Annotated in this window: 13 protein-coding genes; 10 read left to right on the forward strand and 3 right to left on the reverse strand. The window is 58.4% G+C overall.

The annotated features are described in order from the left end of the window. Positions 1 to 72 precede the first annotated feature (72 nt). From trkA to RBB62_RS08140, 8 genes are all read left to right on the forward strand, one after another. Positions 73 to 1,422, forward strand: coding sequence for a Trk system potassium transporter TrkA (trkA, locus tag RBB62_RS08105; protein WP_309398236.1), 1,350 nt, complete (start codon positions 73 to 75; stop codon positions 1,420 to 1,422). Continuing rightward, a complete protein-coding gene (locus RBB62_RS08110; protein ID WP_309398237.1) occupies positions 1,419 to 2,894 on the forward strand; it encodes a TrkH family potassium uptake protein in 1,476 nt (491 codons plus the stop codon). Before trkA ends, RBB62_RS08110 begins: the two co-directional genes overlap by 4 nt. Before the next feature lie 104 nt (positions 2,895 to 2,998). Further along, entirely contained in the window at positions 2,999 to 3,259 is a 261-nt protein-coding gene (locus RBB62_RS08115; protein ID WP_309398238.1) for a hypothetical protein, read from the forward strand. 11 nt (positions 3,260 to 3,270) lie between these two features. Continuing rightward, positions 3,271 to 3,921: a hypothetical protein gene (locus RBB62_RS08120; RefSeq protein ID WP_309398239.1), complete on the forward strand. Its 651-nt coding sequence runs from the start codon at positions 3,271 to 3,273 to the stop codon at positions 3,919 to 3,921. A 73-nt stretch (positions 3,922 to 3,994) separates the two neighbouring features. Continuing rightward, on the forward strand, positions 3,995 to 6,004 hold the full coding sequence (ligA, locus tag RBB62_RS08125) for an NAD-dependent DNA ligase LigA (protein WP_309398240.1): 2,010 nt from the start codon (positions 3,995 to 3,997) through the stop codon (positions 6,002 to 6,004). 246 nt (positions 6,005 to 6,250) lie between these two features. Continuing rightward, positions 6,251 to 7,633, forward strand: coding sequence for a hypothetical protein (locus tag RBB62_RS08130; RefSeq protein ID WP_309398241.1), 1,383 nt, complete (start codon positions 6,251 to 6,253; stop codon positions 7,631 to 7,633). Positions 7,634 to 8,158: 525 nt separating this feature from the next. After that, positions 8,159 to 9,769: a DUF2330 domain-containing protein gene (locus RBB62_RS08135; protein WP_309398242.1), complete on the forward strand. Its 1,611-nt coding sequence runs from the start codon at positions 8,159 to 8,161 to the stop codon at positions 9,767 to 9,769. A gap of 3 nt (positions 9,770 to 9,772) precedes the next feature. Further along, positions 9,773 to 10,039: a DUF167 domain-containing protein gene (locus RBB62_RS08140; protein ID WP_309398243.1), complete on the forward strand. Its 267-nt coding sequence runs from the start codon at positions 9,773 to 9,775 to the stop codon at positions 10,037 to 10,039. Between the two features lie 293 nt (positions 10,040 to 10,332). Here the strand turns inward: RBB62_RS08140 and RBB62_RS08145 are convergent, their stop codons facing one another. The 3 genes from RBB62_RS08145 to RBB62_RS08155 all read right to left on the reverse strand — a co-directional run bounded on the left by RBB62_RS08145 (position 10,333) and on the right by RBB62_RS08155 (position 13,362). After that, complete coding sequence (locus RBB62_RS08145; protein ID WP_309398244.1) at positions 10,333 to 11,145, reverse strand: hypothetical protein; 813 nt, start codon at positions 11,143 to 11,145, stop codon at positions 10,333 to 10,335. 216 nt (positions 11,146 to 11,361) lie between these two features. Then, the gene (gene holA, locus RBB62_RS08150; RefSeq protein WP_309398245.1) at positions 11,362 to 12,450 is read right to left on the reverse strand and encodes a DNA polymerase III subunit delta; all 1,089 of its coding nucleotides are present in this window, start codon (positions 12,448 to 12,450) and stop codon (positions 11,362 to 11,364) included. Positions 12,451 to 12,510: 60 nt separating this feature from the next. Beyond that, positions 12,511 to 13,362 carry a hypothetical protein gene (locus tag RBB62_RS08155; protein ID WP_309398246.1) on the reverse strand — a complete coding sequence of 284 codons (852 nt, stop codon included), beginning with the start codon at positions 13,360 to 13,362 and terminating at the stop codon, positions 12,511 to 12,513. Positions 13,363 to 13,469: 107 nt separating this feature from the next. Between RBB62_RS08155 and ribD the strand changes: the two genes are divergently transcribed. Next, positions 13,470 to 14,600, forward strand: a complete 1,131-nt coding sequence (gene ribD / locus RBB62_RS08160) for a bifunctional diaminohydroxyphosphoribosylaminopyrimidine deaminase/5-amino-6-(5-phosphoribosylamino)uracil reductase RibD (protein WP_309398247.1) — start codon at positions 13,470 to 13,472, stop codon at positions 14,598 to 14,600. Next, positions 14,597 to 15,226, forward strand: a complete 630-nt coding sequence (rdgB, locus tag RBB62_RS08165) for an RdgB/HAM1 family non-canonical purine NTP pyrophosphatase (RefSeq protein ID WP_309398248.1) — start codon at positions 14,597 to 14,599, stop codon at positions 15,224 to 15,226. The genes ribD and rdgB overlap by 4 nt, the downstream gene beginning before the upstream one ends. Positions 15,227 to 15,342 lie beyond the last annotated feature (116 nt).

Raw genomic sequence — 15,342 nt, forward strand, 5'->3', positions numbered from 1 at the left:
GCGCCCAAACCACGATGCGTCGCCAGAGTCCGCTGCCGGGCTAGGCATGTGCCGGGGGGAACATTTGCTATCATGAAAATTCTGGTGGTTGGCGCCGGCGAGGTCGGTCGTTATCTCTGTGAAACGCTTAGCCTAACCGGTCACGATGTAACCGTGATCGAGAGCGACCCCGATATTGCCCAGGAGGTGGATGAGTCGCTCGACGTGCGGGTGGTGGAAGATCACGGTGCCTCGGCGGCCGTCCTCAAAAAGAGCGGCGCTGGCACTTGTCACTTTTTCCTGGCGATGACCAGCGATGACCGCACGAACCTCATTGCCTGTTCGCTGGCTAAGGCGCTCGGCGCGAAGACAACTATTGCGCGCATCCACGACCAGACCTACAGCGACAACTCTATCGTCAATTATCAGATCCATTTTGGCATCGACTTTTTGCTCAACCCCGAGGCGCTCTCGGCGGTAGAGCTGGCGAAGTCGATCCGCAACCCCAGTCGCGTGGCGGTGGAGAATTTTGCCCGTGGCGAGATTGAGGTGCAGCAGATCCGCATCAGTCCGAAGTCCAAGCTCAACGGCAAGCAGCTCAAAGATGTGCGCCTGCCTACTGGGGTCCGCATCGGCTTGATTCAGGATGGCGACAGCTCCGAGGTGCCGACCGCAGACAGCGTCTTGCAAATGGAGCAATGCGTGACGCTCGTTGGCCCGCCTGAAGCACTCGGCCAGACCAAGGAGCAACTCTCGCCTGAGAAGAAGACCGAGCTGCTGCGCATTGTTCTCTTTGGCGGTTCGGAAACGGCGATTGCGCTGGTGCGTCTGTTAAAAAATCCGCGCTTTAAAATCCGCCTGATCGAGCAGGATATGAAGATGTGCCAAAGCCTTGCCGAGCGCTTTCCGCACATCACCGTTATCCATGGCACGGCCACTTCGCTGCGATTGATGGAAGAAGAGCAGGTCGGCGCGGCGGATTATTTTGTGGCCTGCACCAAAGACGATGAAGACAACATCATGACGTGCCTCCAGGCGCGCCAACTCGGCGCCAAGCATGTGCAACTCGTCATCAACAAGCCCGACTACGAAGAAATCCTTGATACCCTGCGCACGACACTTGGTGTTGAGCTGGCCGTGGCGCCGCGCCAGGCAACGGTGGCCGAGATCATGCGCTACATTTCCACCGAGCCCTTTACCGAACTCGCCAGCCTGCCCGAAGGACCCGCGAAAATTTTGGAAATCCGGGTGTCGCCAGACAGTCCGGTCATCAACAAAACGATTCGCGAAATCTCTTTCCCGAAGGGCGCGGTGATCGTGGTGCTGTTGCATAAATTCCAGGCCAAGGTGCCAGGCGCCGATGACAGAATTCTCTCCGGCGACCGCGTGGTGGTCGTCGTGCGCGAAGATCGCGAAAAAGAACTCATCAAGTTGCTGACGTGAACTATCCGATCATCGCCAAATTGCTCAGCGTGATCATGTCGACCGTGGCGCTGGCTTTCCTCGCGAGTTTTCTCGTGGGAGAGTTCTTCTATGGCGAGCTTGATAAATTGGCGCGCGAGGAGTGGCTGATTAGCATTAGCATTGCGCTGGTGCTGGCCATCGTACTCGCCTTCCTGGGGCGCAAGGCGAAGCCGAAAATGTTTCGCAAGGAAGCACTCGCCACCATCGGCCTTGGCTGGATTCTAGCCAGTGTCGTTGGCGCGATTCCCTACTACCTGATCATGCCGGATAGTTCGTTTGCCGACGGTATTTTTGAGTCTGCTTCTGGCCTTACGACGACAGGTGCCTCGGTGTTTGGCGACTTGAATGTCTTTCCGCGCGGCCTGCTTTTTTGGCGTTGTTTAAGCCAATGGATTGGCGGTCTGGGCGTCGTGGTGTTCTTCGTGGCGATTTTGTCCTTCCTGGGCGCGGGCGCCAAAATTTTGTATTCCAACGAATCCAGCGCCGCATCGACGGACATCGAGTCGGGCCGCATTCAGCAGGGCGTTATCCACATTGCCTACCTTTACCTTGGGCTTTCTGTCGCCTGCATGCTCACCTATAAAGTGCTGGGCATGGGCTGGTACGATGCGATTTGCCACATGTTCGCCACGCTCTCCACTGGCGGCTTCGGCGTGTATAACTCCAGCTTGGGTGCCTTCCAAAGCCCGTGGATTCAATGGGCGGTCATCGTGTTTATGGCCCTTGGCGGCACCAGCTTTTTCTTCCTGCTGCGCGTGTTGCAAGGGCGGCTGCGTTCGTTGACGGAGAACACCGAAGTCATCGCTTATTACGTCATCATTTTAATTTCCACGTTCCTGCTCACGGCCATGTTGATGACCGAGCTCGGGCAAGCCGACCAGTTCGAACCCTCGCTCCGCGCAGCGGCGTTTCAGACGGTTTCCATCATGACCACGACTGGTTTTTCCACGGTCGACTTCCAGCAATGGCTGCCCGTGGGCCACATCATCCTGCTCATCCTGATGGTGATCGGTGGCTGCTCCGGTTCGACTGGTGGCGGCGCTAAAGTGGTGCGCATTGTAGTGGCCTTCAAGGTCTGCCGACTACAGATTGAGAAAGCCTACCGCACCCGTGTCGTGCGCCCGTTGCACATGAATGGCAAGGTCCTCGACAAGGACGACCAGGACAGCATCATTACGTGGCTGTTGATGCTCTTCCTCGTGCTCGCAGCGGGTATCATGATTATTGCGCTGCTGGAACACCGCCTTGGCTTCACGGCGCAGGTCACATCCGTGTTCGCCTGTCTTTTTAACATCGGTCCCGGCTTGGCGGAAGTCGGCCCCGCGCAAAATTACGCCTTCCTGCGCGAGCCGACGAAGCTCGTGCTCAGTCTGCTGATGATCCTCGGCCGCCTCGAGCTCTACGCCGTGCTCGTTCTCTTCTCACCCGCGCTCTGGCGGCGCTTCAGCTAATTCGCATCTTAAAACGTAACTCTTAACACTTTAAACCTTCACCTCTCATCTACCACACCACCGACAGAAACGGCCTGACCGAGCTGAACCCAACCCCCGCGCGCATGCGGGAGATTTTGCGTTCGCTTAAGGATGCTGATGCAGACGATTCGGCGCCGGAGGTTTGGCTGACGCACTTGGAAACCGGATGGACGCTATCCGTCTATCCAAGTGGCCTGATTCAGCTCGAAGCCGACGATAAAAAACAGCCACTGCGAGAGATGAGTAATGTGGAGCTGGACCACGTGCTCGACCTGTGGGAAATCCTGGCAGAGGGCGACGCCAAGCGCCTGCTGCGCGCGAACTGGCGTGAGGTGGAAAGATAAATTTGCCGCCCATGACTCTGCCTGAACAGCCTTTGCTTGTGATCGATGCCGCCTCGCCGCGCTGCTTCGTGGGTATCTGGCAAAGCGGCGCATGGCTCGCCAATGCTTCGCCGGAGACGCCGGCGCTGGAAGGACTTTTTGCGGGCGTGGAGCAGATACTTTGCGATGCAAAGCTTACGCTGGCTGACCTCGGAGGCTTTGTGCATGCCGAAGGCCCGGGTTCGATTTTAGGCATTCGTTTATCGGCTATGGCGATTCGCACTTGGCGCACCTTGCCAGCCTATGCGGACAAGCCTGTCTGGGCCTACGGCAGTTTGCAGTTTGTCGCGGCCGCCTATCAAGCTGCGCATGGCGGAGCGCCGGTGAATGCAATTTCCGAATTCCGCCACGGACGTTGGAATCTGCTCACCGCTGGCGCTGAAACGGTGATTGCCGTCGAGGACGCCGCGCTGGCCGATGTGCCCGAGCCGCTGATTTATTTCCGTCAGCGCAAGAGCTGGAAACCCGCGCCAAGCCACGCGCAGGAGTGGGCCCCGCAGATGGCGGATTGCGCGCCGGTGCTGACCACGCCTGGGCTGCTGCGCCCCATCGATGCGCCAGATGTGTTCATTGCCGAAGAAGCTGTTTTCCAAAAATGGTCCGCCGAGCGGCACCGTGGTTAGGATCGGGAGAAATTAACAATTTTTGGCGCTCTCGGGCTTGCCGACTCTGGCGGAAGCCGCATGCTTTTTCGCCATGAGCAACCTCTTACCGGAAACCCGCATTCAGGAATTGCGCGAGACCATTCGCCGCCACGACGAGCTATACTACCGCGATGGCACCCAGGAGATTTCCGACCGCGAATACGATGCGCTCAAGGAGGAGTTGGCCAAGCTGGAGCGCGAGGCCGGCGTGGAAGCCGAGGCCTCGCCGACCAAGACCGTGGGCGACGACCGCACCGAGGGCTTTCGCAAGGTTAAGCATCGCCAGCCGATGCTCTCGCTCGACAACACTTACAACGAGGAGGAGTTGCGCGCCTTCCACACCCGCCTAGCCAAGCTTTACGACGAAGGCGCCGAGCTGGAATACGTGGTGGAGCCGAAAATCGACGGCGTGGCCGTGTGTGTGACTTACGAAAAGGGTAAGCTCACGCAGGCCATCACGCGGGGCAATGGCGCCGAGGGCGACGACATTACGCGCAACTTGATCGAAGGCGTGCCCGACCTCCCGCGCGAGCTGGCTGATGCGCCGGACATTGTCGAAATACGGGGCGAGATTTACATGATGGCAGAGGAGTTTCTTCGCATCAATGCAGAGCGCGAAGCCGCCGGGTTGCCTGAGTTTGCCAACCCGCGCAACCTAACCGCGGGCACCATCAAGCAGCTCAATGGCGTGGTCGGGCGCCGTTTGTCCATCGTGCTCTATGGCATCGGCTATTGCTCGGACGAACGCTTTGCAATGCAAAGTGACCTGCATGAAGCCATCCGCAAGTGGCAGCTGCCGACCATAGAAAAATATTGGAAGGTCACGGGCATCGACGCCGCATGGAATGCCATCGAGGAGCTCGACCAGCTGCGCCATGAGTTTGCCTACGCGACCGACGGTGCCGTGGTGAAGCTCAATAGCTTTGCAATGCAAAGTGAAGCCGGTATGACCAGTAAGGCTCCGCGCTGGGCGATTGCCTATAAGTTCGAAGCAGAGCAGGCCGAGACCTTGCTCGAAAAGATCGATGTGCAGATCGGCCGCACCGGCGCGGTGACTCCGGTTGCGCACCTCGCGCCGGTTCAGCTTGCGGGCACCACCGTTTCCCGAGCCACGTTGCACAACGAAGACGAGATCAAGCGCAAGGACATCCGCCCGGGCGACACCGTGCTCGTGCAAAAAGCCGGCGAGATCATTCCACAGGTATTAAGCGTAGTCCTCGCCAAACGCCCGGCCGACAGTCAGCCCTTTGACTTTGCGACGTTCCTGCAAGAGCGCGGCATCGTGGCCGAGCGCGTGCCAGGCCAAGCCGCGTGGCGACTCACCGGGCAGGATGATCCCATCCAGCAGCGCCGCCGCCTCACGCACTACGGTTCGAAGCAATGCCTGGACATTGAGAACCTCGGCGAAGCAGTGGTGGATCAGTTGGTTGGCGCAGAGCTCGTCTCCGATCCGGCCGACCTCTATGTGCTGACCCAAGAGCAACTCATGGGGCTGGAACGCTTTGGCGAGAAGTCCGCGGACAATCTGATCAAAGCAATCGCAGACAGCAAACAAGCAGAGCTGTGGCGGCTGGTCCACGCGCTTGGCATTCCGCACGTGGGCAAGCAAAGCGCGAAGGACATTACGCAGCACTTCGGCTCGCTCGATGCGTTGATGGAGGCCGACCCGGAGACGCTCGAAGCAGTCGATGGCGTGGGCGGCATCATGGCGCAAGCCATTGTTGACTTTTTTGCGGATGAAAACAACCGTGCGCTGATTCTGCGTTTACGCGAGTATGGGCTGAACTTCGCATTGGCGGAATCCGAGAAGCCGACGCCGGTGGCTGAAGGCGCCGTGCTGGCTGGCAAGACGGTGGTGCTCACTGGCACGCTGCCGACGCTGACGCGCAACGAAGCGACGGAGCTGATTGAAAAAGCCGGAGGTAAAACCAGCGGCTCGGTCAGTAAGAAAACCGACTACGTGCTCGCGGGCGAAGCCGCCGGCAGCAAGCTCGCCAAGGCCGAGAAGCTCGGTGTGACTGTGTTGGACGAAGCGGCTTTTCGGGCGTTGATAGATGGTTGATGGATACGTAAGTGCTCGCTGAATCAGGTCTTTCAACCTAAAATCAACCCAGGATACGGGGGATTTAACCGGAAGATCGGAAAGAACGGTAAGCAGCGAGAAACTTTCCGTTCTCCCTGTTTGAAAACTAATAACTGAAGGGCTATTGATTAGTTTCGCTGATCTGATGGGGTAGCTTTCCTACAAGTTGTAGAATAAGAAAAAGTTAACTTTAAGTGGCGCACGATAAGCTTAGTTTTTTGCGTCATGGGAAATTGGCGAATCTTTACAACAGTCATGCTCGGGCTCATTTCGCTGGGCGCTGCTGGTCGCCTGTCTGCGGATGGGGGCGAGGGCGTCAGTGCTAAAGAAATGGCAGAGTTGCGCGCCATGCTGGAGGCGCAGCAGCAGATCATTGGCGAACTCAAGAATGAAGTCACGACGTTAAGGGGTGAGTTGAAAACCGTGCGCGAAGGCTACGTGGCGATGGACGCACCGACTAACCCGAGTGCGGAAGCCATTGCCAATGAGCAACTCCTCGTGCCAAAAGCAGAGCCGGTCGTCGATCCGGCATTGAGCTTTAAGCACAAGGATTGGCGCTTCGAGGTCTACGGCTTCGTCAAGGCCGACATTGCCTACGATACCCATCGTGTGTTCAACGGCGATTTCGTGCGCTACGTATACCCCGAAGAGCCCAATAGCGATAGCCAGCTGAGCCTTACCGCGCGCGAAACCCGCCTGGGCCTCAAGATTCATGGCCCCGAGTGGGATGGTTGGACGCCTGGAGCCCGCGTCGAAACCGATTTTTATGGGAACTACAGCAGCTCGACACCTGTGCTGCGCATGCGCCTGGCCTATGCCGAAATGACCGACGGCACGTGGACCGTTCGCGCCGGGCAGGACTGGGATGCAATTACCGTCGCCCTGCCGCGCACGGTCAACTGCGGCTCCTTCGCCTACCAGGGTGCCTTGTGGTCGCGCCGTCCGCTGCTCAAGGGCATTTACGAAGGCGAAGTTGGCCCCGGCAATTTAAAGGTCACCGGCGCCATCGCGGCGGCGGTTAGCGGCGACATCGATGGCGGCGGCACGCCCGACGGCAAGGACTCCGGCATCCCCAATACCGAGCTCGCCATTGCTTACGACATCGATTTGGCCAAGGACTTAACTCTCACCACCGCCGTCAGTGGCATGTATGGCCAGGAAGCGTTCGATAAGGCCGGCGTTGGCGAAGTTGACTACGATGCTTACGTGGGCATGTTCACGGGCATCCTCGATTGGAAGGGTCACGCCAAACTTCTCGGCGCGATTTGGTCGGGTACGGATTTGGGCAGCTTCAATGGCGGCGTCGGCCAAACGGTCAATCTCGCCAAGGGCACGACGGTCGATGCCTGGGGTGGCTGGGTGCAGCTCCAAACGTTCCCCTGGGAAGACCTCAATTGGAACATCGGCTTCGGCTACGATGACCCCAACGACGCCGATCTCAGTGCCGGCATGCGTCGCTTTAACAGCACCGCGACTACCTCGGTCTATTACAAGCTCACGCCCTACCTGACCATCGCCGGCGAATACAGCTACCTGATGACCGGCTACCAGGGCAGCTCCACCGCCGACAGCCAACGCATCCAAGGCTCCGTCATCGTCGAATTCTAAGCAGCGTCCCGCTGCACCGGCGGATGCTACACACCCCAGCGTCCCGCTGCACCGTCAGATGCATTGCATCCCAGCGTCCCGCTGGACCGTCGGATGCGTTGCATCCGGATTGGCGCACAGCGCCAATGGCCAATCGAGCTGGCAACGTGCCGTTGCATCCAGCTATTTGCCCATTGGCAATTGGCTGATCCAACTGGCTTAGGTGGCGCAGGCGCGTCCTCGCGCCGCACCCCATCGGAGTGGCAAAGGTGGCGCGGATCGTCTCGATCCGCAGTTTCATCCGCTCACGCAAAAGGTAGGGCGCAGTCTCCAGACAAGCCGCCGCGCTGGAGTGGCAAGGTAGAGCCCGTTATCCTTAACGGGCAGTTCCATTAGTAATGTAGCGCAAGCGCGCGAGCCCTACATTCAGACGAGATCCCCTGAAGGATGGAATTGGTGCAATGCGCCAAGCTCTGGGTGCAGGGATTCGACAAGCTCACCCCAAGGCGGCACGTTGCCTGCCTATAGGTGATATACATAGTCTGCATGAGTTCTTGTTGTCCGCGGAAAATCACCACTTGGCTGCGCTGGCTCGGCTGGGCGGCGTTGTGGTTAAACTTTGCAACGCAAAGTATGGCCGACGGCATGAAGATTCCGCCGGAGGGCGTGCGCGCCTACCCGGACATCCCGTTCCAAGAGGCGTTCATCGCGCACCGCGACGGCGTGGAAACGCTGATCATCCAATCGTCGATCGACGGCGAGGGCGCGGAGTTTGGCTGGGTGGTCCCCGTCCCCGCGAAACCGACCAACTTCGAGGCCGTGTCCCCAGGCGTGTTCGACGTGCTCAAACAGGCCGTCGCGCCACGGGTCAATGTATCGAACGAAGGGCTGGGATTATTGGGCGGGTATGTGTGCTTTGTATTGCTGTTCTTGGGTGCGCATTTTTTGTGTCCGCCGAAGATGAGAAGCTCACGGCCGGAGGTGCTCGTTTTCTTGTTAGGCATCATCGTATTGCTGGTGATGGTGATGGGCGTTTCCGCGGGAAGCGCGCGTGGCATTGGGGTATCGGGCGTCGTGGTTGAGCACGAGGCGCAGGTGGGGAGTTATCAGGTGGTCGTGCTGAGCGGAGAAAACGCGGCGCCGCTGCATCATTGGCTGAAGGAGAATGGCTTTGCCGAGTTGCCGCCTGAGGCCGCGCCGATTGTGGATGATTACCTCCGCGAAGGCTGGGTGTTTGTGGCGACCAAGTTGCGGCGCGCCACGGACTCGGGCGAGGTGCTCGCGCCACATCCGCTGCGGATGGATTTCCCGGCGGAGCAGGCCGTTTACCCAATGCGGTTGACGGCGCTCAACGCGGACAAGATGCGCTTGGAGTTGTTTGTCGCGGCTGATGGCACGCCGGTTGCGCCGCGCGAAATGTCGCTGGAAGAGTCGAGCGCTTTCTTTGGGCCAATTAAAAATAATGAAAGGTATTGGGGTTCCGACGCCCCACCGGTCTTCCGGGCGCGCAACGGTAATACTTCGATTGGTTGGCCAGAGATGCTTCCACTGCTGTGGAATGGCGTGCAGTTGACACGGCTAAGCGGCGTTTTTGACCGGGAGGCGATGGCTACGGATATCGAGCTGGAGATCGGCCCCGCTAAATATGTTCGCAAGGTCTACTACTCGCACGAAGCGGCTAGGGACCGTGGCATTCGGTTCGCCGTCATCGCGGGCTCGGCATTGTTTTTGGTCGTGGCGATTGTTGAGTCTCGCCGCCGCGTGCGCCCGCGTCGCGCACAGGTAAAGGTCTGTCTGTATGGTTGGATTGTAGCGGCGGCTTTGACCTTTGGCGTGAACTATCTGAGCACGGATATTACCGATGCTGAGGAGCTGCCGCGTAGTTATCATTGGCTTTTACGTGAATACTTCGCCGTGAGTCAGTTGGCTATGTTCGAAGCTGGTGTGGAGCTCACCAACGAGAATTTGGCGGAGCAATTTCAGACCGTGGCGTTGCCCGCATTGAAGGAAAATAGTTCGGACTACTCTCCCATGCCGCCCAACGACGCGCGGCCGGGCGGCTACGTCATCGTCGAGGAAAACGGCGAAACGATTGTACGTTTCTTCGATTGGGACGGCTCGCCGATTGACTTGCGGGCGTCGGATTTTCAACTGTAGGGCATGTCCGTCAAAATCGCTATTCTCGCCACGCCCAAGGCGTCCCGCAGCGAAGTCGTGGGCTGGCAGGAGGGGGCGCTGAAAGTCCGCGTTGCGGCGCCGCCCGTTGACGGCAAAGCCAACGCCGAACTGGTGAAGTTCCTGGCGAAATTCCTCGGCGTGCCCAAGCGCAACATTTGGCTCGTGAGTGGGGAGGGGAGCCGTCGGAAAGTCGTTGCCGTAGAGGGAATTGAGGAAGCAGCTTTGCGGGCCAAGTTACCCGCCGCGTAGTAGTTTTTAACCGGGCATGTCCTACCTGAATCCAGGCTGGTTGTGGCTTAAACCCAAGCGGTTGTTAGGCGAACACCTGCCCTTGTGTTAGTGGTTACGTCCATGGACGTAGGCCTTTTACGTCCCGGGACGTAGCTCCCTTACGTTGGTAGACGTAGCCTATCTACGTCCATGGACGTAAATACCAACACACCCTCGGGGGTTGAGGCGACACAGCCTTAGGGATGAGTCAACACACGGGCAGGTTTGAGGCGGAAGCTGCGTATCGTGCAGGCCAACGCATGAGCGGCGCGCTAAGCGTCATTCTTGGCGGCCTCGCGCTTGTCCATTTCGGCCCAATGCTCTTCGCAAAAGCCTTCGCCGTCGAGGTAGGCGAATTCCATGTCGGGGTGGCTCTGGTCGGTCTTGCCGCATACCACGCAGGTGTGGAAGGCGGTTTCTTCGACCTGCTTTTGCTCACGCTGATAGGCGACGCGGCGTTGGCGCGCCTTGGCGCCTTGGAAGAAGCTGCGGCCAAAAAAGAGTGTCACGTTCGTCACGGCGGCAAGCATGAGCATCCAGTCCGCGATGCCTCTTGCGTTGAAGACCCACAGGCAGACCGTGAGAATGGCGATCCATTTGATCTTAACCGGCAGCACGAAATACACGCGCAGCTCGAAGTTGGGATAAAGGATCGCAAAGGCGAAGGTCACCGACGACATCAGATACCAGTTGGTGGCATAATAGAGGGGTTTCATATCGGCGGGTTTTAGGAACCAAATGGTCAGCGCCGCGATGACAGTGCAGGCCATGCCGATCAGGATAAAGACGTTGTAGCGAAACTCCCCCCAGTGCTCTTCCAGCGCAGAGCCAAAAATGTAGAACAGCCAGAAGTAGAAAATGAGCCAGATCAGGCTGAGGCCCGGTGGCTCCCAGATGAAGGTGAATACGCGCCAGACTTGTCCCTGGAGCACCTGGTCGGGAATCAGTAACAGGCTGTCGACGGGGAACGTCGTAAACATGCCAAAGCCGAGCGTGGCGATCTGACCAATCATGATCCAGAAGGTCAGGTTAGGGATCGCAAAGCGTCCGAAACGCTTGTCCATCTTATCCAGAAGTGTCGCCATAAAAGTCCCCCAGCAAACCCGCATTTGACGCCGGATCAAACTAAAACGGTATTTTGAACAGAAGGCAGCAAAGAGAGCAAAGTGGATTTCGTAGGACAGCTTTCCTACCTTTGCTGCCTTCTGTTCAAATATCCTTCCCGTTCTTTTCGATCTTCCGGTTAAAAAAGATCTGGGCTCATCTGCGCGATCCGTCGTTCGAAAACTACGTCTCGTCGGCTAGCCGAGGCAGGCGATGGCGAGGTCGCGCATGACGGCGTCCTGGTCCTGCGGTTTGCGCATCAGGTCTTCGAAGGCCTTGGTGAACGACACCTGGAAATCAACCAACTGCTTGAGCTTGAGTTGGCGGCAGGGCGGGGCGACTTTGTTGCCCAGATACCAGAGGTTTTGGGTGAAGACGTTGAAGTTGCTCTTGTCGTCGAAGCCCCCGAAGTGCTGCGCGTATTTGCGCTGAGCGGCCTCGAAGGTTGGCTTGGAGAAGCCACGTGGGCCGAGGGTGATTTCGCCGGAGTCCATCAGCACGCGGAGCTGGATCATCAGGCGGTTGCGGCCTTGCAGGTTGACGATCAGTGGGCGCGCCTCCTTGTGGATAAAGAAATAGCGGCGCAGCGCATCGAGGGTCCAATTCAGGTCCAGCGAGAAAAACGCTTCCACGGGCTCGAAGAAATCACCTTCGCCAAAGTGCGGCACCATCTGGATAACGATCTCGTCCGTGACTTCGCCTTCCTCGCCGACGTAGGTGCAGAGCTTGCGGGTTTCCTCCAGGACGAGGCGGGTATTGCCGCCGACGAGGCCAATCAACGCCTGCGAAGCGCCGGTGGTAAAAGTGGTTTTCAGGCGCTTGCTCTCGGTGAAGACGAGGTCGAGCAGGAAGTCGTCGTTACTGCCGGACTTGAGGTCGGTGTATTCGGAGTTTTTGGAGAACCACTTAAACTCCTTGCGCCGGCGGTCGACAGGGTGCGCGGTGATGAGCACATCCACGGCGCTGGGGTCGAGCTTGGCGAGTTCCTCCTGCCATTCGGTGACGAGTTTCTTGGTGCCTTCGGCGCGGCCGGTCACGCTATCGGCGAAGAAGCTGACGTCTTTGAGCCAGACGACCTTCTTGTCGCCAAACATGGACAGCGTCTGGGTGGCGGCGCGGAACTGATTGAGCGCGGTTTCGACATCGCCCATGTTCTGGGCGGCGCCATCGATGGTTTCCTTGGAGAAATCGTCCGTGATGTCCTTGGCCTTTTCGGCAAACACGGCTTGCCCCTCCCGGGTGACCAGGAAGTCGTCGTCGCCGCAAATGAACGTGAAGGGTTTCATCGTTGCGCCCACTTTGTGCGCTTTACGCGGTCGGAGGCAAAACGAAATTTATCTAGGTTTTCAATAGAAGCCGCCGAGATTGATGCCGGCATAGGCCAGGCCTAAGACCGCCACCCAGTAGGCGAAGAAGGTCAAGGGGCGGGCGATCGCTGCAATCGTCATGGCTGTGATTGATTGCGTGACGTCGGTTATTAGGTAAATCAGCGTAGACAGGGTGACGAACTCGATGCCTTGCTCAATCATCCAGTTATGGAAATTCAGGGCGATGAAGCCACAGTCGAGCAGGAATGAAATAAAGCCTTGAGCTAAGCTTAGCATGAACAACTGTGGCATCAGCACGGGGAAGCCCTTTTGCTCGAAAGATATTTTTACGACGATTAACGTAATGATGAATTCGATGAGAAAACGTAGCGCGACGGCTATCGTCAGTTCCATTGTGGTAGGTTCATAATCTGCGTATAGCTCTTCATCATAGAACTCATCGAACTCGTCGTATTCGTAGTCGTCATACTCGTCGTAGTCCATCTCTGGCTCAACGGTGGGCTCGGCTACGGGCTCTACGGTTTCGGGTTCTGGCTCAGGTGGCGCCTCGACGGTGGGCTCGATGGCTTGCTCGACAGTTTGGTTGGCCACGGTGTAGCGATAGCTCAGGGGGACTGGTTGCCCGTTGAGCGTCCACCCGCGCCCGCTGGCGTAGGCAAACTGGGATTGTCCGTCGGGCGCGAGGTAGTCCATATCGCGGCCTCTGGCGGTGTAGAGTCGCCCAGCGCGCAACTCGACTTCGGCATCGCCATACATGAGAATTAATTTATTGGACCGTCCCATGCTGGAATTGGGGTTGCCCAAAACGGCAATCACCTCATCCTCCGTCATACCGCGGAACAAATCTGCGGCATTGGCCAAACCGGCCATACCGAAGAACAGGCACAGAAATATCACTCGTAGCAGATGGCAGCGCAGCATAACCCAGAGCCTTAGTAATTATTCATCGCTGCGCAAATGTCTTTTAATTATCTTTTATGCCCCAGGAATTGGAAACCGACGAACACTTCATGCGACACGCTATTGCCGTGGCCAAGCGCGCATGGGGCGACACCCATCCGAATCCGATGGTTGGCGCGATCATTGTCGAGCGCGACCGCGTGGTGGCGGAAGGTTGGCATGCGCGCGCGGGTGGCGATCATGCGGAAGTGGCGGCGATCAAGGCCCTGGGGCATCGTCCCCGCTATGACGCCACGCTTTACGTGACGCTGGAGCCTTGCTCCACTCATGGGCGCACGGGGCCGTGCACGGAGGCGATTATCCAACGTGGGTTTGCCCGTGTGGTGATCGGCGCGCTGGACCCGAATCCCAAGCATGCCGGGCGCGGCATCGAGATTCTGCGCGCGGCGGACATCGAGGTGGTCGAGGGGGTGTTGGCCGACGAATGCGCCGACCTGAACTTAATCTTTAACCACAGCATCGTGCACGAGACGCCCTTCATCGCGGCCAAGGTTGCCATGACGCTCGATGGCAAAATTGCCACGCGCACGAACCACTCCAAGTGGGTGACGGGGGAGGAATCCCGCGCCGATGTCCAGCAGTGGCGCCGGCTGTTTCCGGCCATTGCCGTGGGCGCGCGGACCGTCATTGAGGACGACCCATCGCTGACGTCGCGTCGTGAAGGCGAGCCAGTCTTCTGCCCCACACGGCTAATCTTCGACCGCGGTTTGCTGCTGGCCGATCACCTGAATCGCCGGGTCTTCACGGATGAGCACCGGGCCAATACAATCTACATTACCCGGACGGAATGTGACCGCGCGCGCTTGGCCCGCGTGCAGGCCACCGGTGTGCAGTGCTGGGAAATTCCCTCCGAGCCGCCACATATCTTTTACAGCATGCTCCAAAAGAAATGCATGCAGGCCGGTCTTATCGGCGTGCTGGTAGAGGGTGGTTGCGGTCTGCTCAGCGACATGCTTTCAGAGTGCCTGATCAACTACCTGATCTGCTACCGCGCGCCAAAGCTGCTGGCCGATGACCACGCGCTGCCCGCGTTTCGTGGCCTGAATACTGACGAGATGGCCGACGCGATTATCCTCCGCGACGCGCAGCATGCGCTTTTGGGGGAAGACGTCCTGACCCGCGGTCACTTTATTTATCCAGTCGAATGAGCCAGCCACGTATCATAGTCGCCACGGGCAACGCCCACAAAACCGATGAAATCGCCGCTGCCCTTGCCCGCGCGGGCATGCAGATCGAAGTGGTCAGCGCCAAGGCTGTTGGCGGCATGCCCGAGGTCGAGGAAAACGCCGACACCTTTGCGGGCAATGCGCGTCTGAAGGCAGAAGCTTTGCGAGACAAAGTCTTGGCGCAGGGCTTGGATGGTGCCGCCAACTGGGTGCTCGCCGATGACAGCGGTCTGGAGGTTGAGGCGCTCGACGGTGCGCCGGGTATTTATTCAGCCCGCTATGCCGGCCCGGACGCCACCGACGCCGATAACAACGCGAAGCTGCTCAATGCATTAGCGGGCAAACCGCCGCATGAGCGCGGCGCTCGGTTTACCTGCACGCTGGTGTTGTTGGGCGATGGCGTGGACGAAACCTTTGCCGGGCATTGCCCCGGGCAAATCCTCGAAGTGCCTTCGGGTGACGCCGGCTTCGGCTACGATCCGCTCTTTGCGCCCGATGGCTACGAAGAAACCTTCGCCCAACTCGGCGGCGCAGTGAAGGACCGCATCAGTCACCGCGCCCACGCCTGCCAGTTGTTGGGGCAATGGCTAAGCGCCAGCGAGGCGTAGTTATTTTGAACAGAAGACAGCAAAGAGAGCAAAGATTTCATTGATAATGGCCTTTCTTGCCTTTGCTACCTTCTGTTCATATTCATTTCGCTGGCATCTGCGTTCATCCGCGCCAT

Source organism: Cerasicoccus maritimus (assembly GCA_031296935.1).
Taxonomy (GTDB): domain Bacteria; phylum Verrucomicrobiota; class Verrucomicrobiia; order Opitutales; family Cerasicoccaceae; genus Cerasicoccus; species Cerasicoccus maritimus.

What these genes read in the sequence shown, in the direction of transcription:
- RBB62_RS08115 (WP_309398238.1), top strand. Translation starts at nt 2,999, where the DNA reads ATGCGGGAGATTTTGCGTTCGCTTAAGGATGCTGATGCAGACGATTCG.
- rdgB (WP_309398248.1), top strand. Translation starts at nt 14,597, where the DNA reads ATGAGCCAGCCACGTATCATAGTCGCCACGGGCAACGCCCACAAAACC.
- trkA (WP_309398236.1), top strand. Translation starts at nt 73, where the DNA reads ATGAAAATTCTGGTGGTTGGCGCCGGCGAGGTCGGTCGTTATCTCTGT.
- RBB62_RS08145 (WP_309398244.1), bottom strand. Translation starts at nt 11,145, where the DNA reads ATGGCGACACTTCTGGATAAGATGGACAAGCGTTTCGGACGCTTTGCG.
- RBB62_RS08140 (WP_309398243.1), top strand. Translation starts at nt 9,773, where the DNA reads ATGTCCGTCAAAATCGCTATTCTCGCCACGCCCAAGGCGTCCCGCAGC.
- holA (WP_309398245.1), bottom strand. Translation starts at nt 12,450, where the DNA reads ATGAAACCCTTCACGTTCATTTGCGGCGACGACGACTTCCTGGTCACC.
- RBB62_RS08130 (WP_309398241.1), top strand. Translation starts at nt 6,251, where the DNA reads ATGGGAAATTGGCGAATCTTTACAACAGTCATGCTCGGGCTCATTTCG.
- ribD (WP_309398247.1), top strand. Translation starts at nt 13,470, where the DNA reads ATGCCCCAGGAATTGGAAACCGACGAACACTTCATGCGACACGCTATT.
- RBB62_RS08135 (WP_309398242.1), top strand. Translation starts at nt 8,159, where the DNA reads ATGAGTTCTTGTTGTCCGCGGAAAATCACCACTTGGCTGCGCTGGCTC.
- RBB62_RS08120 (WP_309398239.1), top strand. Translation starts at nt 3,271, where the DNA reads ATGACTCTGCCTGAACAGCCTTTGCTTGTGATCGATGCCGCCTCGCCG.
- RBB62_RS08155 (WP_309398246.1), bottom strand. Translation starts at nt 13,362, where the DNA reads ATGGCCGGTTTGGCCAATGCCGCAGATTTGTTCCGCGGTATGACGGAG.
- ligA (WP_309398240.1), top strand. Translation starts at nt 3,995, where the DNA reads ATGAGCAACCTCTTACCGGAAACCCGCATTCAGGAATTGCGCGAGACC.